We start from the raw sequence: 21,938 nt of genomic DNA, 5'->3' as shown, positions 1-21,938 counted from the left end.
TCCGTCGTCAGACGCCCAGTTCTTCGGTTGCAGATGCGGCGGTTTCTTCGTCCCGCAGGCGGTGGATATGGGCGATGAAATACCGCATATGCGCATCATCCACCGTGCGCTGCGCCGCAGCCTTCCACGCATTATAGGCGGTCTGGTAATTCGGGAACATCCCCACGATCTCGATAGCGGACACATCCTTGAACGCGTTTTTGGTCGGATCGACCAGTTCGCCGCCAAAAACAAGGTGCAGGCGCTGTGTCATCGGGAAATCCTCGGGTTGCTGTGTGTTGCGCGGACCCTAATGGTTTGGCGCCGCAGGCTCAAGCCGCGCCGCGATATCGGCGTGCAATTCATGCCCTGCCGCGATGACACCCGGCACCTGTGGATGCGCGTTGTTGAACACCAGCGGCAGGCCCTGCGGGTCGGTGACGGTGCCACGTGCCTCGGCCACGATCAGCGCACCGGCGGCGATGTCCCATTCCCAGCTGGGGCGCAGGGTCAGCATTGCGTCAAACCGGCCTTGCGCCACAAGACAAAGCCGGTAGGCCAGCGACGACCGGAACGCCTGTTTGAATGGCGGGGTCGCGCCTTTCCACAGGGCTGGGGCGAAATTCGGCTTTGATCCCAGCACAGTGGCCGCATGCAGCGCCGACCGGCTGACCGTGATCGGGGCGTCGTTCAGGCGCGCCCCGTCGCCTGCGGTGGCGGTGAACATCAGGTCATGCAGCGGCAAATAGACGGCAGCGGCAACAACGGCACCGTTTTCCACGATGGCAAGAGAATGCGACCAGTCCTTCGCCCCGTCGATAAACGCGCGCGTGCCATCGATTGGGTCGATCACGAACTGGCATGTGGTGGATAGGCGCGCGGGGCCATCCTGTGATTCCTCGGACAGCCAGCCATAGTCGGGGCGTTTGTCGCGCAAGAAATCCGCGAGCATCCGGTCGACGGCCAGATCGGCCTCGGTCACGGGGCCGGCACCGCCCGGTTTGTCGGTCACCTGTGGTGATTGGCCAAAATAGCCTGTCGCAATGGTCCCCGCCTTGCGTGCGGCGGCGACCAGCAGGGTAAGATCACTCTCCCGCAAGGGTCAGACCTTCGACCAAGAGCGACGGGACCGCGCGCGACAGATGCAGCTGTGCGTCATTGGCGGGGATCAGCGTCAGCAGCATGTCGCGCAGGTTGCCCGCGACCGTGCATTCGTTGACCGGATAGGCGATGGCCCCGTTTTCAACCCAGAACCCTGCCGCCCCGCGCGAATAGTCGCCCGTGTTGGGGTTGATCGTGGACCCGATCATCGAGGTTACCAGCAGCCCCGTGCCCATCTGCGCGATCAGGTCGTCGCGCGATGCGCTGCCTTGGGTCATGGTGATATTCGTCAGACTGGGCGATGGGGGCGCGCCCGTGGACCGTGCCGCATTGGCGGTGCTGTCCAGCCCCAGCTTGCGCCCTGTCGCAAGGTCCAGCGTCCAACCCGTCAGCACCCCGTCATCGACGATGGCGCGGCATGCGGTGGGCAGGCCTTCGGCGTCGTAAAGGCGCGAACCCGACACACGCGCGCGGTGCGGGTCCTCGATCACCGACAGCCCCTTGGGCAGTACCTGCGCGCCCAGCGCGTCGCGCAGCCAGCTTGACCCACGCGCGATGGCGGCGCCATTCGTGGCCTGCAGCAGATGGCCGATCAGCGCGCTGGCGATGCGTTCGTCGAACAGCACCGGATAGGCGCCCGTCTTGGGCCTGCGCGCGCCGCTGCGTTCCACGGCGCGTTCCGCCGCGCGGGTGCCGATGGCATCGGCATCGCGCAGGTCCGCGCGAAAGACGCGGTTGTCATAGTCGTAGTCCCGCTCCATCGCGGTGCCGGTTCCGCTGATCGCCACGCAGGACAGGCCGTTGTCGGTGCGGGTGTAGCCTGCGGAAAACCCGTTGGTCGCTGCCAGATGCACGCGGCGGCGGGAATAACCGGCCGAGGCCGATTGCACCTGCGAAACCCCTGTGTTGCGCAGTGCCGCCGCCTCAGCGCGGGCGGCTTGGTCCTGCAGCATCGCGGGATCTGGTTCATCTGCGGGGTCGTGCATTTGCAGCGCGGCATTGTCCGTCGCCTGCGCCAGTTGCACGGGATCGGCAAGGCCCGCATGGGGGTCTTCGGGGGCTTCCATCGCCATCGCCACGGCGCGTTCGGCCATCTGCCGCAGAGTGTCGGGCTTGGTATCGGACGACGACACACAGGCCTGCCGTTTGCCTACCAGCACCCGCAGGCCGATGTCGATCCCTTCCGACCGTTCAGCGTGTTCTAGCGCACCACCCCGCACGTCGATCGACAGCGACGTGCCGTCCACCGCGATAGCGTCGGCGGCTTCGGCGCCAGCCTTGCGAGCGATGTCGATCAGCTGGTGGGTCAGGTCGGACAGGGATTGTGTCATGGCGCTTCCTTTTCTTGTCCGAGACCTAGTGCGCAGGCAGGGGCGCTGCAAGGCTGGGATACGACATGCGAACGGCGCGCCGATGTCCCGACGCGCCGCCTGTCACATCAGTCCGGTTCAGCGGATGCGCTGACCGTTGGCCAGAACCTGACCGTCGCCGGTCACTTCGAGACTGGTTTCCAACTGGTCGTCGCCGGTCGAGCGGGCGAACATGCCCATCATCATGCGCGGTGCCATCATTTCTTCGGCTGGGATCAGGCCCATGGTGACCAGATTGTCCAGCAACCCGTTCAGGCCGTTGATCTGTACGCTGACCTCGCCTTCGGGGCGGGGCAGTGGCGCGAAGGTGACCATGTCGCTGTTGTCGAAGGTGAAAGCACCGTCGCCTGTCACGCTGGCACCCGCGACCGAGATATCGAGGTCGGTCAGCCTGACTTCGGACAATTCGAACGGCATGTCGCTGTTCATCATCGCCTGTTCCTGCGCGGGGTCCATCATGTCGAACAGCGGACGGGCCATGCCGGCCAGACCGATCTTGATCGTCGCGGGATCACGCGGCAGCACGCTCGCCGGATCGACCAGCGACCAGATCATGTCGCTGACCGTCAAGTCGGCCAGTTCAAAGCCGAAGGCAAAGGGCTGTGCCGTGTCGGATGCGGCAACGGGCATCTCAAGGTTGAACCCGTAGGCCGAAAGACCGATGTCGATCGGGAAAGGTGCGGAATTCGAGATGATCGTCGCAGCGATATCGGTGGTGCGGCCGGAATAGGCAAGGTTTGCGGCGCTGACCAGCGTCGTCAACGTGCCTGCACCGGAGCTGAACGACCCCGACACCTGATCGCCATCGGCGTTGATGTCGAACACGTATTCGCTGCTGTCCACAGTATACCCAGCAGAGATCGAGGTGCCGTCGGCGATCTGGTTGTTTTCATCAAACATCATGCCATCCAGCGGCATCGCCATCTCGGCCTGCATGCTGAGCCCGCTGATCTTGCCGCCGCCGGTGACGTATTCGCCGCCGCCGTCGGGAAGCTGCACATCAACCAGAATGTCGATTGATTCGAAGGCGCCTTCGTAGGTGAGGTCGCGCATCTCGCCCAGCCGTGTGGTATAGGTGCCGGTCAGATTGTTGCCGGTCAGGCTGATATCACCCGTAAAGGTAAAATCACCGTCGACGATGCTGTCGAGAGCAACGGTATAGCGATCGGCGCTGACGGCATAGTCGATAGCGTCCGCTGTGCCGCTGGCGGTCATTTCCAGACCCGACTGGGTGACCAGCACTGTAACCGCGACGCCTGCGTCATCGGTCATGGTGATCGGAAAGCTGTCGGCCATCGTCACGGTGACGGTCCCGTCGCCCTGTTCGGTCAGGACGATATCGCCCATGTTCGCGCTGATGTTCAGCTCTTCCTGCGTCATGTTCAGCGCGATGTCGCGCACGGTCAGCGTATCGCCGGACATGTCCTCGGACCCAATGGTCAGGCTGTCGGGGCCGTACATGGACAGTTGTGCCTTCCAGTCGTCCCAAACCTGCTGGGCCGTCACTTCGGCGATTGCGGCGTTACCGGTGAACAGCGCCGCAAGACAGACAGCACCACGCAAAGTCGTTCTACAGGTCATCAAAATCCCTTCCATTCTGGGTTCGTCCATCCTGCCATGGTCTTTCAACATGCGCCAAGGAAGGATAGCATCGGCAAAAGTGTTACCCATCTGCAGCGCAGACCGAAAGGGATTGATGTGAAAAAGTTTGATCTGGTCGGCAAAACCGTACTGATTACCGGTGCCAGCCGCGGCATCGGCGAGGCGACTGCGCGGGAATTTGCCGAATGCGGGGCGAATGTTGCCCTGATTGCACGCACAACCGACGATATTGCCCGCATTGCAGGCGATATCGGAGAACGGGCGCTTGCGATTCCCTGTGACGTGTCCCGCTATGTGCAAGTCGAACAGGCCGTCGCGGCCACGGCAAAGACATTCGGCGGGCTTGACGTGCTGATCAACAACGCGGGTGTCGTCGATCCGATGGGCGATTTCGGCGATCTTGACCCCGACGACTGGGCGCGCACCGTGGATATCAACCTCAAGGGCGTGATGTACGGGATGCGCGCGGTCGTTCCCGGCATGATCGCGCAGGGGCATGGCACGATCCTGAACATCTCGTCTGGGGCGGCGCATAATCCGGTGCAGGGCTGGACCGCCTATTGCGCGTCCAAGGCGGGCGCCTACATGCTGACCCGCACCGTCGATCTGGAATGCCGCGCCAAGGGGCTGCGGATCATGGGCCTGTCGCCCGGCACTGTCGCGACCCAGATGCAGCGCGATATCAAGGAATCCGGCATCGGCCCCGTCAGCCAGCTGGACTGGTCGGTGCATATCCCGCCCGAATGGCCCGCCCGCGCGCTGGTCTGGATGTGTTCGCCAGAGGCGGACCCCTATCTGGGGCAGGATATCAGCCTGCGCGATGCGGATATCCGCAAGATGGTCGGCCTTGCATGATCCGCACCGAACGGGACGGTGACAGCCTTGTCGTGACCATCGACCGGCCGGACAAAGCGGGGGCGCTGACGGCTGCGATGCTGACAGAATTGGCCGATATCGCCGAAGGCGCGCGCGATGCAAAGTTACTGATCCTGACCGGCACAGGCCGCGTGTTCAGTGCCGGTGCCGATCTGGATGCCGCGCGCGCGGGTCTGGCTACCGATCCGGTCTGGGAACGGCTTTCGGGTGCGATGGCCGCCTGTCGTGGTCTGACCATCGCCGCCTTGAACGGCACGGCGGCGGGGGGTGCGCTGGGCATGGTGCTGGCCTGCGATCTGCGTATCGCGGTGCCACAGACACGCTTTTTCTATCCGGTGATGAAGCTGGGCTTTCTGCCGCAACCCTCTGACCCTGTCCGCATGGCGCGGCTGATCGGGCCTGCGCGCGCCAAGATGATCCTGATGGCAGGGCAAAAGATCGACGCGGAGACCGCGCTTCTCTGGGGCCTGCTCGACCGGATTGTGCCGGATGACGCGCTGCTGCAAACAGCCCGCGCTCTGGGGGCGGATGTCTGTGCGGCATCATCCGCCCATCTGACCGCCATCAAGCGGATGATCGACCCCGCATGACCGATGTCCTTGTGATTGGCGCAGGCCCTGCCGGTCTGATGGCGGCAGAGGTTGCCGCCGCACGGGGCGCGTCCGTGACGGTGGTCGATGCCATGCCATCCGTCGGGCGCAAGTTCCTGATGGCGGGCAAATCGGGGCTGAACCTGACCAAGAACGAGGATCTGGCCCCCTATCTGGCCGCCTTCGGCCCTCTGCCCGACAATTTGCGTGCTATTCTCGCCGGTTTCGGCCCGCAGGACGTGATGCGCTGGGCGGAAGGGCTGGACCAGCCCCTGTTCACCGGATCAACTGGGCGGGTGTTTCCCGTTGCCATGAAAGCCTCGCCCTTGTTGCGCGCGTGGCTGGCGCGGTTGGGCGCGGCGGGTGTGACCTTGCAGACGCGCTGGCGCTGGAACGGCTGGCAGGGCGATGCGCTGGCGTTTGATACGCTCGCAGGCGTGCAACTGATCCACCCCAAGGCGGTTGTACTGGCGCTGGGCGGGGGCAGTTGGGCGCGGCTGGGGTCGGATGGCGCTTGGACGCGGCATCTGCCCGATGTCACTACCCCTTTTGCACCTGCGAATATGGGCTTTGTCGCGGACTGGTCGCCGCATATGGCAAAGCACCTCGGCGCGCCGGTCAAGGCGGTGGCGATGACGGCAGGCGCGGTCACAACGCGGGGCGAATGCATCATTTCCGCACGCGGCATCGAAGGCGGCGGCATCTATGCGCTGTCGCGCGCGATGCGGGAAGGTGCGCCGCTCGTCATGGACCTGCTGCCCGACTGGACGCTAGCGCAGGTGCGCAGCGCCTTGGCGAAACCGCGCGGCAAGGCGAGCGTCACCAACCACCTGCGCAAGGTCCTGCGGCTGGACCCCGTGCGCCTTGCGCTGCTGGCGGAGTTCGGGATGCCTTATCCCGATGATCTGGCCCCGCTGATCAAGGCGCTGAAGGTCCGGCACGCAGGCCCCCGCCCGCTGGACGAGGCGATTTCGACTGCTGGGGGTGTCCGGCTCGACGCGCTGACCGGTGATCTGATGCTGCGCGACCGCCCCGGCGTGTTTTGCGCCGGTGAAATGCTGGATTGGGAGGCCCCGACGGGCGGTTATTTGATCTCGGCCAGCATGGCGACAGGTCGGCAGGCGGGGCTGGCAGCTGCGGATTACGCCAAAAGCCGCTGAAAGGCGGGGCGGTCGCGCATGCGCTGCTGATAGGATTGCACACCATCGGTTGCGATGTCGAACTTGATCGCCATGCCCCAGTTCAGGCAATGGGCGCACAGGATATCGGCAATCGTGAATTCATCCCCCATCAGGCAATCGCCCGCGATACGCGGTGCCAGACGGTCAAGGCTGCGCGCCCATTCCCAGCGCAAACTGTCCTTGATCGCGGGCAGGCGCTGGGCCTCTGGCAGGATGAAACTGTGCTTCGCCGCCATCCATAGGATCGCGTCCATCTCGTCCAGCACAGTATGCATCAGCGCGTCGTGATGCGCGCGCTGGATCGTGCCGGGGGCGGGGATCAGCGCGCCGTGCCGGTCGGCCAGATAGGTCATGATCGCGGTGGAATCCGTCAGCGTCGCGCCTTCGGCGATCAGGACAGGCACTTTGCCCGACGGGTTCAGCGCCTTGACCGCATCCGACCCCGGCATGTCGGGCAGGTGGTCGTATGGCGCGCCCAATTCCTCCAGCGCCCAAAGCACCCGCAAGGCGCGTGACTTTTTCGGACCTATGACCTGATACATGCCCTCTCCCCCCAAGCTTTCGGGCATAAGGCGGTGTCGGGCAGGCGTTTGCAACGCAATTTGCCTGTCGGGTGCATTTTTGTACCAGGCGGGCAGCACCACAGCACTTTCTTGGCAAAGGGCGTTTGCTTTGCGGGCAGGGCAAGTTAGACCTGTGCCAAGACAGGGACGGAGCAGCCGCATGACCAAAGCCAGATTTGCCACCACGTCGGTCATCGCACTGATGGCGGGCATCGCGGCGCAAGCCCAGCAAAGCGATCTGAACTACGGCTTCAACGGGATGCCGGGCATGATCGACATGCCCACCGCACAATCACCCGCCGAAGGCACGCTGGCAGGGTCTCTCGCCTATCAGGAAGGCTATTTCCGCGCGACCTTCACCTATCAGCTGACCGACCGCGCAACGCTCGCGGCGCGGTATTCGGTGGTCGATCTGTATGGGAACCCCACATCGACGATCCTTGATGGCGAATTCGAGCGCAGTTTCGATCTGCATTACCGCCTGCTGGACGAATCCGCCTATCTGCCGGCCTTGGCCTTTGGTTTGCGTGATGTCTTCACGCCGGGGCGGTTTGCGTCGGAATATGTGGTCGCCACCAAAACCATCGGCGACAACCTGACCGTGACGGCGGGCCTTGGATGGGGCGCGATGGCCACGCGTGACGGGTTCGACAACCCGCTGTCGGGGCTGGGCGCGCGGCCGGTCTTTGACGATGCCGACCCCGAAGGCCAGCTGGCGTCCGATTACTGGTTTCGCGGCGATGCAGCGGCCTTTGGTGGTTTGACCTACCAGATCAACGACCGCTGGGGCGTGGTCGCGGAATATGCCACGATCGCATACCCTGAGCAGCCGTTTTCCCCTGCATTAGAGACGGATACGCCCTATAACCTTGGCGTGACTTACCGCCCGAACGACAGCGTGCAGCTGTCGTTCGCGTCACTCTCGGGGCGCAGTGTCGGGGTGTCGGGGACATTCTCGCTGAACGCCAACAACCGTCCGGGCCGAAGCGGCAGCGAAACCGCGCCGACGCCAGTCAAGGTACGCGATGTGCAGGCCGCCCAAAGCTGGAACCGCGCGACGGAACCGGGCTTGCGTGCAGCCACCGCGCAACTATTGCAGATGGAAGGCCAGACGCTGACAGGTCTGGAAATGACCGACACGACTGTGCGGGTGCGTTACGTCAACGGGCGCTACCGGTCGCAGGCACAGGCGATGGGGCGCGTCGCGCGGTTGCTGACGCAGGTCATGCCCGACAGCATCGACACCTTCATTCTGGAACCCGAGGCGCGTGGCATCGGCCTGTCTGCCGTCACCATCGCGCGCAGCGATATCGAGCGTCTTGAAAACCGCCCCGCCGCTGCAGAGACCTTGCTGGCGAGCACAGGCTTTGGCGATGCGGGGCCTGCCGATAGCTTGGCTGATGCACGTCCTGAGCAGGATGCGTTCCAGTGGGGCTTTGGCCCATATCTGACGATCAACCCCTTCGGCGGTGACGGGTCTATCGCGGTCTCTGCGGGGTTGAGCCTGCGTGGCGTCTATCAGATCACGCCGCAACTGATTGCTTCGGGGACCATCCTGCAAAGCGTGCTCAAGGCCGACAAGCGTGACCCCGCCCCTGACAGCACGCCCGATATCCAGAATGTCCGCACCGACAGCCAGTTTTACGGGGATGACGGCGTGCCCGTCCTTCAGACCCTGACGCTGAACCACTACGGAAGGCCCGGAACCGACCTTTATAGCCGTGTGAGCCTTGGCTATCTGGAAAGCATGTTCGGTGGTCTGTCGTCCGAGGTCCTGTGGAAACCCGCTGACAGCGCCTTTGGTCTTGGGGTCGAACTGAACTATGTCGCGCAGCGCGATACCGATATGCTGCTGGGCTTTGACGAATACGACTATGACGTGCTGACAGGGCATCTGTCGGCCTATTACGACCTTGGCAACGGGTATCACACGCAGTTGGATGTCGGGCGTTATCTGGCGGGCGATTGGGGCGCGACCCTGTCGATCGATCGCGAATACGACAACGGTATCCGCGTCGGAGCCTATGTCACCCAGACCGACATCAGCTATGAAGACTTCGGCGACGGGTCCTACAACAAAGGCGTGCGCGTTTCGATCCCGCAGGACTTTTTCAGCGGCGGGACGTCGCGGGGGACTTATGCGACGCAGATTCGCACGCGGTCGGGCGACGGTGGCGCGCGGTTGAGCGTGGACGGGCGGCTTTACGATGTCGTGCGCGACGCACACGAGGCAGATCTTACGGATACATGGGGGCGGTTCTGGCGATGAATGTGATCAGGCAATCGGCGCTTGTGCTGGCCGCCTTGGGGCTGATGTCCTGTGGGCCATTGGGGCAGGGCGGCATCGCGGCGCAACTGGCGACGGCCGCAAGCACCTTGGCAGGACGCACGCCGGTGGCAGTGCCACCGCCGCCGCTGGCGACTGAGGAACAGATCGCCGCGAATCCGGGGCAATTCGTGCGCGTCAATTTCCGTGATTTGGGCCGGTGGGACACGATGGTTGTGGCTGGAACCAACGGGCCCCGCGAAACCTGGATCGGCAGTGCCAACCTGAGCGTCACGACGGAAAACGGCATTGTCGTCGCCACGCGGGGGATGCCGCGCGACCTGATGGGTGCCGAGACTGCACAAACATGGGCCGCCATCCGTGCAGGCGGCGGAACGGCCGAACGCAGGCACGACTTTCTGGATAACCTTGATCAGATTTCGGAAAGACTGTTGCAATGTAGCATCGCTTCGATGGGTCCAGACCCGTTCGAGCGCGGCGAAGTGACGCAAAATACGACCCGCTTTGAAGAGAAATGCGTCAGCGATCAGCTTCAATTTACCAATGTTTATTGGGTAAATCAGCAAGGACAGGTCGTGCGGAGCCTGCAGGCTGTCTCACCCGACGCAGGCTACCTGCAAATCGACGTTTTCTGATCGTTTTGGAGACTCTTGGATTTTCCACAACGGCCTGATTTAAGGGGGAAATGTGGATAGTCACGCCGTGACGCACCACCCGTGCATTAATTGGAGTACCGACATGCGCCTTACAACTACACTCGCTGCATCCGCAGTCATCGCCGTTTCCGCTGTTGCCGCAAACGCAGGCAGCCTGGCACCAACAACCATGGAAGCACCTGTCGCTGTTGCACCCGCACCAGCACCAGCCGGTTCGTCCATCAACCCAGCTTTCATCGTTGTCGGCGTTCTGGCCGCTCTGCTGATCGCAGCTGCTGCTGAGTAATTTCTGACCCCGACCGCAAGGCCGGATCAGGAAAAGGCAGACCTTCGGGTCTGCCTTTTTGCATTAGCGACGCGCCATCATGGCAAGGCGGATCAGCGTGCGTTCCATCAGCGCCGCCTGCGGTGCCGTGCTGGCCGACCGCAGCTGCAGATCTGTGTCGGTCAGCGCAGTCAGCGCCTTTTCCAGACGGTCGCGGCCCCATTGGCTGACCTGCCGCGCGATCTTGTCACGGCGCGGCCCAAAGACAGGCGGGCGCAACCGCGCCACCCCGGCGCTGGGCCCGCCCGGGTCAGATGCCACGACATGCAGCCGCCGGAAATGCCGCATCGCCCCGATGCAGAGCGTCACAGGCGTCACGCCTTGGGCGTATAACCCGCGCAGAACAGGGCCAAGCTGGTCGACCTGACCGGCAGTGACAACATCCAGCACATCGTCGACATCGACCTCGGCCGATTGGGGGGCGTTTGCCATGATATCCGCAATGGTCAAAGGCGTGGCATCGCCCTGCTTGTACAATCCGACCTTTTCTACCGTCTGCCGGAAATCGCCCGGCTCCAGCGTATTTGCCAGCGCGAACAGCGCATCCATCACGTCGCGGCCCGGCTGGTCGAGCCCTGCCTCGGTCAAGGCGCGCGCGATGTCGGACATGCTGGGCGGGTCGTCATAGATGCCGATCGCCATCGCGTTGCGGTGGCTTTCGAACACCTTGCGCAGGGGCGATTTGGCGGTCAGCTGGCCTGCTGTGACGACCAGTTGCGCATCGCCCTGCCGCCAATCGGCAAGGGCTGCCTCGACCAGCTTGGCCAGCGTGTCAGTCGCATCCTCGACAAAGGCGACGCGGTGACCGGGAAAGAAACCCTGCGCCTTGATCGCATCATCCAGCAGGGCGGCATCCTTGCGCAGATCGGCGGCATTGATGCGCGTCAGGCGCATTTCCTCTTCGCCCTGCGGACCGACAAGGGCGGCAATCGCCTGCTGGCGTTTGGTCGCCACGCGCATCGGGTCGGCGCCAAAGATTAGCAGGCCCGCATGGGCCGGATCGGGCTTGCGCAGGTATCCGGCGGCAGCATCGCCCGCCAGTTTCATCGCGGCAGGTCCGGTGCCAGCAACAACAGGCGGCTGACGATCATATCCGCCAGCGCCACGGACAGGCGGGCGGTGGCATCCGTTTCGGCGGCTTGGGTGGCGGTGGTCGATCCGGTGGCGGCGTAGCTGGTAAAGGTCTCGTGGCGGCCACTGGCAAGCCGGTCGCCGGTCGTGGCATCTCTCAGGTCCCAAGTTGCGGTGCCGATCACGTTAAAGCGCCTGTTGTCGCCTGATGTCGTGATCGCCAGACTGCGCCGCCGGTCGGTGATCTGCGCGCGCAGCACATAGACCGGTGCATCCGCGACCCCCAGCCGTTGTTCCAGCCTCTCGCGCAGGCGAAATCCCGGCACGGTGTCGCGGGTGTCAAAGGCGACCTTGCCGCGCAGGACGTTCTCGTCGCCGTAAACGGGCGCAAACCCGCAGCCTCCAAGGGCCAGAAGGCCCAGCAGGAACAGGCGGCGGGAAGGGGTCCTAGATGACAATGTTCACAATCCGTCCGGGCACCACGATCAGTTTCTTCACACTAGCGCCGTCCAGCGCCTTTTGCACCACCGGCAGCGCCAGCACGGCGGTTTCCACCGCTTCTTTGCTTGCATCAGCGGCGACGACGATCTCGGTCTTGCGCTTGCCGTTGATCTGCACGGGCAGGGTGACGTGATCGTCCACCAGCATCGCAGGGTCGGCGACAGGCCAAGGGGCGGTGGTGATCAAGCCTTCACCGCCAAGGCTGGCCCAGATTTCCTCGGCCAAGTGCGGGGTCATGGGCGACATCAGCTGCGCCAGCACCAGTGCCGCCTGCCGTTTGACGGCGGCAGAGGCGGTGGATTTGCCCAGCGTGTTGGTAAAGGCGTAAAGCTTTGCAATCGCCGCGTTGAAGCCGAAGGTTTCCAGCCCCATCGTGACGTCATGGATACAGCGGTGCATCGCGCGCAACAGGTCGTCATCGCCGGTGCCGGTTTCATCGCCAGCCGCCGCGATCTCGGACGCGATCCGGTGGACGCGGGCGAGGTGTCTGTAGGTCGCATCGGCACCGGACGCTGTCCATTCCACGTCGCGCTCTGGCGGGCTGTCGGACAGCACGAACCAGCGCGCGGTATCGGCCCCGTATTGGGCAAGGATATCGTCGGGATCGACGACGTTTTTCTTGGATTTCGACATCTTGGCGGAGGGGATCACCTCGACGGCCGTACCATCGGCCAGCTTGCCGTTCTTCACGTCCTGCGGGAAGTGATAGACAGGGCGGCCCGCCTCGTCGCGGGTCATGTAGATTTCATGCGTCACCATGCCTTGCGTGAACAGCGCGTTGAACGGTTCAATCGCGGTGTCGGGCAGGTGGCCGGTGATCTGCATCGCGCGGGCGAAGAAGCGGCTGTAGAGCAGATGCAGGATCGCGTGTTCGATGCCGCCGATATACTGGTCCACGTTCATCCAATAGGCGGCGTCGTCCATATTGGTGGGCGTCGGTGCATGGGGCGCTGTGAAGCGGGCGAAATACCACGACGAATCGACGAATGTGTCCATCGTGTCGGTTTCGCGCAGTGCGGGCGCACCACAGGCGGGGCAGGCGCAGTTGCGCCATGTCGGGTGGCGGTCCAAGGGGTTGCCCGGCACGTCAAAGGTGACGTCATAGGGCAGTTCGATGGGCAGGTTTTCTTTCTTTTCGGGCACGGCACCGCAGTCGTCGCAATGCACGATGGGAATGGGGCAGCCCCAATAGCGCTGGCGCGACAGGCCCCAGTCGCGCAGGCGGAATTTGGTCACACCCTGGCCGATGCCGTTTGCCTCGCAATGGGTGATGGCGGCGTCGACGGCCTGTTCGCCGGTCTGCCACTGGTCACCCGCGAAGCCTTTGGTGTAGAACACCTTTTCGGTTTTGGCAGGCACATAGGCGGTGGTCAGGTCGGTGGGCGCATCCGCATCCGGCAGGAAGGTCGCGATGATCGGCAAGCCGTATTTGGTCGCGAAATCGAAATCGCGCTGGTCGTGGGCAGGACAGCCGAAAATCGCGCCCGTGCCGTAATCCATCAGGATGAAATTCGCGATATAGACGGGCAGGTCGGGCTGGTCCGCCATCGGGTGCTTGACCGTCAGGCCGGTATCCAGCCCCAGCTTTTCGGCCTTTTCAATCGCCTCTGCCGTGGTGCCACCCTTGCGGCATTCGGCGCAGAAGGCGGCAACCTTCGCATCCTTGGCTTCCAGCTCTTTCGCCAGCGGATGATCGGGCGAGATGCCGACGAAGGACGCGCCCAGCAACGTGTCGGGGCGGGTGGTATAGACCTCGATCTGGCCGCCATCAGTGCGTTCAAATGCAAACTGCAACCCGCGCGATTTGCCGATCCAGTTGGCCTGCATCAGCTTGACCTTGGCGGGCCAGTTGTCCAGCCCGTCGATCGCGCTCAGCAATTCCTCGGAATAGTCGGAGATCTTGAAGAACCATTGCACCAGTTCGCGGCGTTCGACCTCGGCGCCGGACCGCCAGCCTTTGCCATCGATCACCTGTTCGTTGGCCAGCACGGTCATGTCGACAGGGTCCCAGTTCACCACCGCTTTCTTGCGATAGATCAGGCCCTTGGACAGAAAGTCGATGAACAGCGCCTGCTGCTGGCCGTAATATTCCGGATCGCAGGTGGCAAATTCGCGGGACCAGTCGATGGACAGACCCAGCGGTTTCATCTGCGCGCGCATGTCGGCGATGTTCTGGTAGGTCCAGTCCTTGGGGTGCCCACCCGACGCCATCGCCGCGTTTTCAGCGGGCATGCCGAATGCGTCCCAGCCCATCGGGTGCAGCACGTTGTGGCCTGTCGCGAGCTTGTACCGCGCGATCACGTCGCCCATCGTGTAGTTGCGCACATGGCCGATGTGGATGCGCCCCGATGGATAGGGGAACATTTCCAGCACATAGTATTTGGGTTTGTCCGCGCTGCGGTGCGCGGCAAAGATCTGGCCCTCGGCCCAGATGTCCTGCCATTTCGGTTCGATCGCAGCGGGGGAGTAGGAGGTCATCACAATGGTCTTTCACGGGGGTAAAAAGGCGTTGCCCCGTCATAATCCGGCGCGGCGGCGATGGCTATACCCGCAAACGCAAAGAGCGGCCCCGAAGGGCCGCTCTCGCTTAGGAATGTCGAGGGTTCTGGATTAGAACTTGAACGACAGTTCAACAGTTGTCCCGAACTGGAACTCGTCTGCGCCGATTTCGTCGTCGTCAGCGTAGTCAGCGTCTTCTGCATCAGCATAGGACACCAGCAGCGATGCGCCGCCACCCAGGTCGTATTCGCCAGCAACGTAGAACGCTTCGCCGGTCCACGATTCGCGGTCCAGGTAACCAGCTTTTGCCACCAGGCCGTTGCCGATGTCGTAGGAACCTTCGACGTTGTAACGGTAGGAACCGGTACGGTCTTCGTAGTTTGCGGTCAGGCTGATTGGGCCGTCTGCGTAAACTGCTTTCACGCCGTAGGAGTCATCGCCTGCATCTTCAGCAACGAAGTAACCCGACACAGTGACTGGGCCAACTGGGTAGGACACCGACACACCGGTCGAGTTGGTCGCGCTGTTGTCAGCATAGGCCAGACGAACAGTTGCGCCAGCGAAGGTTGTACCAACCGACACACCGAACACTTCGCTGTCGTTGAAGTCGCCGTTGTCGCCTTGTCCCAGGCCATCAGCGGAGAAGTAGCCGGTGAACTCGTTCTCTTCCTGGTAAGCAACCGAGAAGCTGAACGCACCCAGATCGCCGGAAGCACCGACCGACAGCTGTGTGTAGGCATCGCCGGTGTCATCCTCGACGATGAATTCAGCGTTGTTGGCGATAACCACGGACAACGACATGTCAATGCCGCCATAGGTCAGATCGCCGCGCAGTGCGGTTTCGCCGTCAGCTTCGGAGAAGTTGTCGGCAGTCATCGTGCCAGCAGCGGTCCACTGTGTTTCGGCAGCGAACTTGATGTCGCCGAAGAACAGGCCAGCGTCTGCGGTGGTCAGCGACAGAACGTAATCTGTTGCGAACAGGTTTTCGCCCAGGTTGTTGTCAGCGAAGTCGAAGTCAACGGTCACACCGGCGGTCACGCCGTTGTCCAGTTCCTGCGACAGTTTCACGTCAAGGTGGCCGTCCCAGTAGAAGCCCTGATCTTCAACAGCTGGATCGCTGTCGTTGTAACCCAGAGTGGCGGTGCCCTTGAAGCTTACGCCGTTGTGGCCTTCGGCAGCTGCCGCGCCAGCGAAGGCGACCAGGGCAGTTGTTGTAAGAAGGATGCTTTTCATTGGATAATTCCCTCGTGTTTTGCATTCCCAAGAATGCCAGATACTCTAGCATTGCAGACTAATTGCGCCCAACCTCTGTGACACTCAAGTCAAACCGGATGATTTCAAGCGTCTTGCTGGGAAATGATGCATCAAGGTCACACCATGTTTTCGCCGCATGACAGTGCCGTAAAACGGCGTTATTTCGACAGCATCAAGTCAGCCCCCTATTTTTGAAGGACCTTCCATGCCTTTGGCAGATATTCAGGACCGTATCGCCGCCGCCTGCGCCCGCGCGGGCCGCCCCGAGCAGGACGTGACCCTGATCGCGGTGTCCAAGGTGCAACCCGACGCCCGTGTCGCCGCTGTACTGGATCAGGGGCACCGAGTCTTTGGCGAAAACAAGGTACAGGAGGCGGCAGGAAAATGGCCGCGATTCCGCGAAACCTATGATCGCATTGCCCTGCACCTGATCGGCCCGTTGCAGACCAACAAGGCGCGGGCTGCGGTGGAACTGGCGCAGGCGATCCACACGCTCGACCGGCCAAAGCTGGCGCAGGTGCTGGCGCGGCTGGCGCAGGAAAGGGGCGAAAGCCCCGACCTGTTTGTGCAGGTGAACACGGGCGAAGAGCCGCAAAAGGCAGGCGTGATGCCCGCCGAGGTCGATGCCTTCGTCGCCGAGGCGCGCGCGCTGGACCTGCCTGTCGTGGGGTTGATGTGCATCCCGCCTGTGGACGAGGAACCGAGTTTGCATTTCGCGCTGCTGGCCAAGATGGCCGCGCGCAACGGTCTGGCGGGCCTGTCGATGGGCATGAGCGGCGATTTCGAAAGCGCCATCGCATTGGGCGCGACGCATGTGCGTATCGGCTCCGCGATCTTTGGCGAAAGGGCCACAGGGTGAGCGATTACGCCCCGCCCCAGGACCCGCTTGTCATCCTGCACCACGACCATCAGGTGCTGCTGGTCGATAAACCCAGCGGCCTGCTGAGCGTGCCGGGCAAGGGCGAGGATCTGACCGATTGCCTCATCGCGCGGGTGCAGCGGGTGTTTCCCGACGCGCTGCTGGTGCATCGGCTGGACCGCGACACGTCGGGTGTGATGATCTTTGCGCTCACGCCCCATGCCCAGCGCCATCTGGGCCTGCAATTCGAGAACCGCCAGACCAAGAAAACCTATGTCGCGCGTGTCTGGGGCGAGATGGCGGACAAGACCGGCACCGTCGATCTGCCGCTGATCGTGGACTGGCCGAACCGCCCCTTGCAGATGGTGGACCATGAAAACGGCCGCGCCGCTGTCACCGACTGGCGCGTGGTGCGGACAGGTGGCGGTGAAACCCGCGTGCGGTTGATGCCCAAGACGGGCCGGTCACACCAGTTGCGCGTGCATATGCTGGCGCTGGGCCATCCGATTTTGGGTGATCCGTTCTATGCGACAGGCCCCGCGCGCGACCATCCGCGCCTGATGCTGCATTCCGAGACATTGCAGTTCCGGCACCCCGACGGCGGTCAGGGGATTAAGGTGACCGCGAAATGCCCGTTCTAGGCACCCCGCGACCACATTGCCGCGCAACAGGCGGCGATACTGACTAACACACAGGCCGCAAACAGGCGGCGATACTCATTAACAACACATCCTGACCTCAGGCGGTCAGGAATTCCTTGATGGCGGCGACTTCGCTTTGCGCGATGCCGTGGCCGCCCGTATGCCAATGCACCTGCACATCGGCGCCCTGCGCGGTCAAATACGCCGCTAGCGCATGGGTCAGCGCGGCGGGGCAGATCGGATCATTCTCGCCCGCGGTGATCAGCACGCGCCGCCCTTTCAGGCCCGGTTGCGGGTCGGGGGTGAAGGGGATCAGCGGGTGCATCAGGATCAGGTCATCGACCAGCCCTGCATCCAGCATTGCCACGGCGGCAAGGATATTCGCCCCGTTGGAATAGCCCAGCCCGACGGTGCGAGACGGTTTGGTCGCGGCCTGTTCGGCCTTGATGAAATCCGCCATGGCGCGGGTGCGCAAAGCCAGATCGTCCATGTCATAGACGCCTTCGCCCGTGCGCTTGAAATACCGCGCCGCCCCATGTTCGGACACGTCCCCGCGCGGGGACGTGACATGCGCGCCGGGGATCAGCTGTTCCGCGAAATCATGGAACTGGCTTTCCGATCCGCCGGTGCCGTGAAAGGTCAGGAACAGCGGCGCGCCCGCTGCCCCCTTTGTGCGTTTTGCGTGATAGGTCATATCAGGATTCCAGCGGTTCCAGCAGGTTTTCCAGCTGCGACCGCAAATGTTCATGCTGGCTGGGCAGTTTCAGCGCCTGACCAAGGTTCTGGGTATCCTCGTCGCGGGCAAAGCCCGGTTCGTTTGTCGCCACTTCGAACAGCACACCGCCGGGCGTGCGGAAATAGATCGCGTAGAAATAGTCGCGGTCGATGACAGGCGTGACCTGATAGCCTGTGTCAAGCAGCGCCTCGCGCACTTCCAGCTGCCGTGCGCGGTTGTCCACGGCAAAGGCGATATGGTGGACCGAACCTGCCCCTTGGGCGGCGCGGGGCGCGGAGGGTGTTACCTCGATGTCGATCGCGTTGGCGTCATTGCCTCCGGGCACGATAAAGCGGGTGACGTTTGCCTCAGTATCCAGCTTTTCATAGCCCATGAAGCGCAGGAGTTCCGCACTCGCATCACCATCGCGCAGGCGCATGTCAGTCGAATGGAACCCGCGGATCGCGATATCCTCGGCCACGCCATTGCCCGTCCATGGCGTGCGGTCGTCGTCACGTTCCACCAAGGCAAACTGGTCACCGTCGGGGCCATTGAACAGCACGCGCTTTTCACCAAAGCGGACGTCCTGCGAAACGCCGTCGGTTTCAAACGTGGCGAGCCTGTCCAGCCATGCCTGCGATGTGCCTGTCGGGATGGCAAAGGACGTGCGTCCGACTTCACCCGCGCCAGCGCGTCCGCGTCCGGCATTGGGGAAAGGGAAATAGGTCATTACCGTGCCGGCGCTGCCGGTCTCGTCACCGTAATACAGGTGATAGACGTCCGGCGCGTCGAAATTGACCGTCTGCTTGACGCGGCGCAGGCCAAGGACGTTGGTGAAGAAAGCGTTGTTTTCGCGGGCACCACTGGCCAGCGATGTGACGTGGTGCAGCCCTTTGATTTGCTTGATCATGGTGAGTCTCCTTATCCGTTGGGGGATAAATAGACGAATCCACGGCGCACTAAATAGCGCTGGGCGCACCTGATTGGTGCGCCCATGCACATGAGCTTATTCTGCGGCCCAGCCGGAGATCGCCTTGACCTCGAGGAACTCCTCGATGCCCCAGACGCCGCCTTCGCGGGCGCGGCCTGACATCTTCATCCCGCCAAAGGGCGCACCGGCCCCGCGCGACTTGCCGTTCATCTCGATCATGCCCGCCTTGAGCGCGCGGGCCATACGGTTGCGACGCGCGCCGTCCTGCGACTGGACATAGTTTGTCAGGCCGTAGGGCGTGTCGTTGGCGATGGCGATGGCCTCTTCCTCGGTGTCGAAAGGGATGATCGACAAAACGGGGCCAAAGATTTCCTCGCGCGCGATGCGCATCTGGTTGTTCACATCGGCAAAAACCGTGGGACGCACATAGAAACCACGGTTCATCCCTTCGGGCAGGCCGGGGCCACCCGCGACCAGCCGCGCGCCTTCGTCGATGCCGACCTGAATCATGGTCTGGATCTGGTCCCACTGCCTGCGGTTGACGACAGGCCCGATGTGACGACCGGGTTCAGAGGCCGGGCCAACGCCGATGCTGTTCGCGACTTCGGCGGCGGTTTCGACGGCCTGATCATAGATCGACCGCTCGACCAGCATCCGTGTCGGTGCGTTGCAAGACTGGCCCGAATTGTTCATGCAATGGATTACGCCGCGTTTGACCGCCTTGTCGTCGGCATCGGCAAAGATCACGTTCGCACCCTTGCCGCCCAGTTCCAGCGTCACCCGCTTGAGCGTTTCGGCCGCAGCCAGCGAAATCGCCTTGCCCGCGCGGGTCGATCCGGTGAAGCTGATCATCGACACATCCTCGTGGCGCGACAACTGGCTGCCGACCCCCATACCATCGCCGTTCACAAGGTTGAACACACCCGCAGGCACGCCCGCGTCATGCACGAATTCCGCGAACAAGAGCGACGACAGCGGCGATTCCTCGGAGGGTTTCAGCACGATGGTACAGCCCGCCAACAGCGCGGGGATCACCTTGAGCGTGACCTGGTTCATTGGCCAGTTCCACGGCGTGATCAGCCCGACGACGCCGATGGGTTCCAGCGCGATCCGGTCGTTAGGCGCATGCGGGCCAAGTGGCCTGATCCATTCGATATGCTCGAAGGCGGTCAGGAAGTTTTCCAGATGCCACGGCAGGCAGGGGGCCTGATCGGCGCGGGACATGTCGATGGGCGCACCCATTTCCAGACTGATCGCTTGTGCCATTTCCTCGGCGCGGGCTTCGTATTGGGCCAGAATGCCGCGGACGTAGTCTGCGCGTTTCGCGGGGTCGGTGGCCGACCATGCAGGCAAGGCGGCGCTGGCGGCGGCGACGGCGGCGTTCGTATCGGCGTGATCGCCAAGGGAGATGACGGCGCAAACCTCCTCGGTGGAAGGGTCGATCACGTCATGGTCGCGGGCCTTGGCGGGGGCGACCCATGCGCCGTCGATATAGAAATTGCGTTTCTCGATCATGATCTCTCTCCTGCGTTTTGCCAAAGGTGTGGCATCTGCCCCGTTCCGGCGCAAGCGGCTGTGGCACAAGTGCCCGTCCGTTCCTATGTAGGATGGGTAACCGTGAAATGAAGGAGCATCCCAATGGGCCTGCGCATCAACGACACCATCCCCGACCTGACCGTGCAAACCGATCAGGGCACGATCAAGCTGCATGACTGGATCGGCTACAGCTGGGCGATCCTGTTTTCACACCCCAAGGATTTCACCCCCGTCTGCACGACCGAATTCGGCGCTGTCGCGCAGCTGGCCGATGAATGGGCCAAGCGCGGCACAAAGGTCATGGGCATTAGCGTCGACGGGGTCGAGGACCACAAGAAGTGGAAAACCGACATCGAGACTTTCGCAGGGGCCAAGGCGGGTTTCCCGATCATCGCGGATGAGGATCTGGTCGTGGCCAAAGCCTTCGACATGCTGCCCGCCGATGCCTATCTGCCCGACGGGCGGACACCTGCGGACAGCGCGACCGTGCGGGCGGTGTTCATCATCGGGCCGGACAAGAAGCTGAAACTCTCGATGACCTATCCGATGAACGTAGGCCGCAATTTCGCCGAGGTGCTACGTGCATTGGACGGCTTGCAGACCGCCAATGGCAAGGGTGTGGCCACGCCCGCCAATTGGAACGTGGGCGATGATGTGATCATCCCCGCGACCGTCAGCAACGATGATGCAAAGGCCAAGTTCGGTGACTTCACCACTGTCTTTCCGTATCTGCGCACAACCAAGCTCTGAAAACGCCAAAGGCCCTGGCGTGTGACCGGGGCCTTTGCGCATATGGTGCTTAATAGGAATAGCTGACAGCAAAGCCGATGTAGGGGAACACGGGGACATCCGACAGGTCGGCATTCGCTTCTGCAATACTGTCGATTGCATCTTGGTCGGTCGTGTCTGACGAGATTTCCAGCGACGACACGATCACGCCGACATCGCCCGAAAAAGCCCAGCCGCTGCCGAACGGATATTTGAAACCCGTGGTGATCATCGGCGCGATGTCGTTTTCGAACGCCACCTTGCCTTCATAGACGGTGCCTTCGTCTTCGAAGGTGCCGCTCAGTTCCGTGTTCGACAGGAACAGGCCCGCCGACAACCGCCATGCATTCGACAGTGGATAGTAATCCGCAAGAACGGCAAAGCCGCCTAGGTCCAAGGTGCCATCGGCAGTAAAATTGTCCTCTTCATAGGTGTCGCTCAGACCGGGGGCGCCCATGATCATAGCGCGCACGCCGATGTTCGGCTGGATTTCGTATTCACCCTGAAGCGAATAGCCAAAGCTGGTCAGGCCGACGCCGACTGAAATGTCGCTGAAATCTTGCGCCTGTACGGCGGCAGCTGTCGAGCAGGCGATCAGCGCGCCAAAAACCGTTGATTTGTTCATTCTTGCCA

22 protein-coding genes are annotated in these 21,938 nt (G+C 62.7%); 9 read left to right on the top strand and 13 right to left on the bottom strand.

Features of this window, described 5'->3' with window-relative positions; genetic code table 11:
• Positions 1-7 precede the first annotated feature (7 nt).
• The 4 genes from VCK47_RS09500 to VCK47_RS09485 form a co-directional block, all read right to left on the bottom strand.
• On the bottom strand, positions 8-253 hold the full coding sequence (locus VCK47_RS09500; RefSeq protein ID WP_322890854.1) for a DUF4170 domain-containing protein: 246 nt from the start codon (positions 251-253) through the stop codon (positions 8-10).
• Between the two features lie 36 nt (positions 254-289).
• Positions 290-1,078, bottom strand: a complete 789-nt coding sequence (locus VCK47_RS09495) for a 3'(2'),5'-bisphosphate nucleotidase CysQ (protein WP_322890853.1) — start codon at positions 1,076-1,078, stop codon at positions 290-292.
• The gene (locus tag VCK47_RS09490) at positions 1,065-2,411 is read right to left on the bottom strand and encodes a TldD/PmbA family protein (RefSeq protein WP_322890852.1); all 1,347 of its coding nucleotides are present in this window, start codon (positions 2,409-2,411) and stop codon (positions 1,065-1,067) included. Before VCK47_RS09490 ends, VCK47_RS09495 begins: the two co-directional genes overlap by 14 nt.
• 117 nt (positions 2,412-2,528) lie before the next feature.
• Complete coding sequence (locus VCK47_RS09485; protein WP_322890851.1) at positions 2,529-4,031, bottom strand: DUF2125 domain-containing protein; 1,503 nt, start codon at positions 4,029-4,031, stop codon at positions 2,529-2,531.
• Between the two features lie 117 nt (positions 4,032-4,148).
• Between VCK47_RS09485 and VCK47_RS09480 the strand changes: the two genes are divergently transcribed.
• Genes VCK47_RS09480 through VCK47_RS09470 form a run of 3 tightly spaced genes read left to right on the top strand, consistent with a single transcriptional unit; the run spans position 4,149 to position 6,678 of the window.
• Positions 4,149-4,907, top strand: coding sequence for an SDR family oxidoreductase (locus tag VCK47_RS09480; protein WP_322890850.1), 759 nt, complete (start codon positions 4,149-4,151; stop codon positions 4,905-4,907).
• Positions 4,904-5,518, top strand: coding sequence for an enoyl-CoA hydratase/isomerase family protein (locus VCK47_RS09475; RefSeq protein ID WP_322890849.1), 615 nt, complete (start codon positions 4,904-4,906; stop codon positions 5,516-5,518). Before VCK47_RS09480 ends, VCK47_RS09475 begins: the two co-directional genes overlap by 4 nt.
• Positions 5,515-6,678, top strand: coding sequence for a TIGR03862 family flavoprotein (locus VCK47_RS09470; protein WP_322890848.1), 1,164 nt, complete (start codon positions 5,515-5,517; stop codon positions 6,676-6,678). Before VCK47_RS09475 ends, VCK47_RS09470 begins: the two co-directional genes overlap by 4 nt.
• Here the strand turns inward: VCK47_RS09470 and VCK47_RS09465 are convergent.
• Positions 6,660-7,241 (bottom strand): glutathione S-transferase family protein, encoded by a 582-nt coding sequence (locus VCK47_RS09465; protein ID WP_322890847.1) that lies wholly within the window; start codon positions 7,239-7,241, stop codon positions 6,660-6,662. The two genes, VCK47_RS09470 and VCK47_RS09465, sit on opposite strands and share 19 nt — an antisense overlap.
• Positions 7,242-7,422: 181 nt before the next feature.
• Between VCK47_RS09465 and VCK47_RS09460 the strand changes: the two genes are divergently transcribed.
• The 3 genes from VCK47_RS09460 (at position 7,423) to VCK47_RS09450 (ending at position 10,491) form a co-directional block, all read left to right on the top strand.
• Positions 7,423-9,531, top strand: a complete 2,109-nt coding sequence (locus VCK47_RS09460; protein ID WP_322890846.1) for a YjbH domain-containing protein — start codon at positions 7,423-7,425, stop codon at positions 9,529-9,531.
• A gap of 125 nt (positions 9,532-9,656) precedes the next feature.
• Entirely contained in the window at positions 9,657-10,184 is a 528-nt protein-coding gene (locus VCK47_RS09455; protein WP_322890845.1) for a YjbF family lipoprotein, read from the top strand.
• A gap of 103 nt (positions 10,185-10,287) precedes the next feature.
• A complete protein-coding gene (locus tag VCK47_RS09450) occupies positions 10,288-10,491 on the top strand; it encodes a hypothetical protein (RefSeq protein ID WP_322890844.1) in 204 nt (67 codons plus the stop codon).
• 63 nt (positions 10,492-10,554) lie between these two features.
• On the opposite strand, the gene holA is transcribed toward VCK47_RS09450, so the two are convergent.
• The 4 genes from holA to VCK47_RS09430 all read right to left on the bottom strand — a co-directional run bounded on the left by holA (position 10,555) and on the right by VCK47_RS09430 (position 15,834).
• Positions 10,555-11,577 (bottom strand): DNA polymerase III subunit delta, encoded by a 1,023-nt coding sequence (gene holA / locus VCK47_RS09445; RefSeq protein ID WP_322890843.1) that lies wholly within the window; start codon positions 11,575-11,577, stop codon positions 10,555-10,557.
• Entirely contained in the window at positions 11,574-12,059 is a 486-nt protein-coding gene (gene lptE, locus VCK47_RS09440) for an LPS assembly lipoprotein LptE (RefSeq protein ID WP_322890842.1), read from the bottom strand. Before lptE ends, holA begins: the two co-directional genes overlap by 4 nt.
• The gene (gene leuS, locus VCK47_RS09435) at positions 12,049-14,580 is read right to left on the bottom strand and encodes a leucine--tRNA ligase (protein ID WP_322890841.1); all 2,532 of its coding nucleotides are present in this window, start codon (positions 14,578-14,580) and stop codon (positions 12,049-12,051) included. The genes lptE and leuS overlap by 11 nt, the downstream gene beginning before the upstream one ends.
• Before the next feature lie 132 nt (positions 14,581-14,712).
• Complete coding sequence (locus VCK47_RS09430) at positions 14,713-15,834, bottom strand: porin (RefSeq protein WP_322890840.1); 1,122 nt, start codon at positions 15,832-15,834, stop codon at positions 14,713-14,715.
• 226 nt (positions 15,835-16,060) lie between these two features.
• On the opposite strand from VCK47_RS09430, the gene VCK47_RS09425 reads away from it, so the two are divergent.
• Both VCK47_RS09425 and VCK47_RS09420 read left to right on the top strand, forming a co-directional pair.
• Complete coding sequence (locus VCK47_RS09425) at positions 16,061-16,714, top strand: YggS family pyridoxal phosphate-dependent enzyme (protein ID WP_322890839.1); 654 nt, start codon at positions 16,061-16,063, stop codon at positions 16,712-16,714.
• Entirely contained in the window at positions 16,711-17,355 is a 645-nt protein-coding gene (locus VCK47_RS09420) for a pseudouridine synthase (protein WP_322890838.1), read from the top strand. The genes VCK47_RS09425 and VCK47_RS09420 overlap by 4 nt, the downstream gene beginning before the upstream one ends.
• Positions 17,356-17,452: 97 nt before the next feature.
• On the opposite strand, the gene VCK47_RS09415 is transcribed toward VCK47_RS09420, so the two are convergent.
• The 3 genes from VCK47_RS09415 to VCK47_RS09405 all read right to left on the bottom strand — a co-directional run bounded on the left by VCK47_RS09415 (position 17,453) and on the right by VCK47_RS09405 (position 20,516).
• Positions 17,453-18,049, bottom strand: a complete 597-nt coding sequence (locus tag VCK47_RS09415) for an alpha/beta hydrolase (RefSeq protein WP_322890837.1) — start codon at positions 18,047-18,049, stop codon at positions 17,453-17,455.
• Between the two features lies 1 nt (position 18,050).
• Positions 18,051-18,980 (bottom strand): VOC family protein, encoded by a 930-nt coding sequence (locus tag VCK47_RS09410; protein WP_322890836.1) that lies wholly within the window; start codon positions 18,978-18,980, stop codon positions 18,051-18,053.
• 96 nt (positions 18,981-19,076) lie between these two features.
• Positions 19,077-20,516, bottom strand: coding sequence for an aldehyde dehydrogenase family protein (locus tag VCK47_RS09405; protein ID WP_322890835.1), 1,440 nt, complete (start codon positions 20,514-20,516; stop codon positions 19,077-19,079).
• Positions 20,517-20,639: 123 nt separating this feature from the next.
• Here VCK47_RS09405 and VCK47_RS09400 point away from each other — a divergent pair, with 123 nt between their 5' ends.
• Positions 20,640-21,287: a peroxiredoxin gene (locus VCK47_RS09400; protein WP_322890834.1), complete on the top strand. Its 648-nt coding sequence runs from the start codon at positions 20,640-20,642 to the stop codon at positions 21,285-21,287.
• Positions 21,288-21,336: 49 nt separating this feature from the next.
• Here VCK47_RS09400 and VCK47_RS09395 read toward each other — a convergent pair whose 3' ends face one another.
• Positions 21,337-21,930 carry a hypothetical protein gene (locus VCK47_RS09395; protein ID WP_322890833.1) on the bottom strand — a complete coding sequence of 198 codons (594 nt, stop codon included), beginning with the start codon at positions 21,928-21,930 and terminating at the stop codon, positions 21,337-21,339.
• Positions 21,931-21,938 lie beyond the last annotated feature (8 nt).

Source organism: Yoonia sp. 72, assembly GCF_034652275.1.
Classification (GTDB): domain Bacteria; phylum Pseudomonadota; class Alphaproteobacteria; order Rhodobacterales; family Rhodobacteraceae; genus Yoonia.
This window is presented reverse-complemented; position numbering and strand designations above follow the sequence as displayed.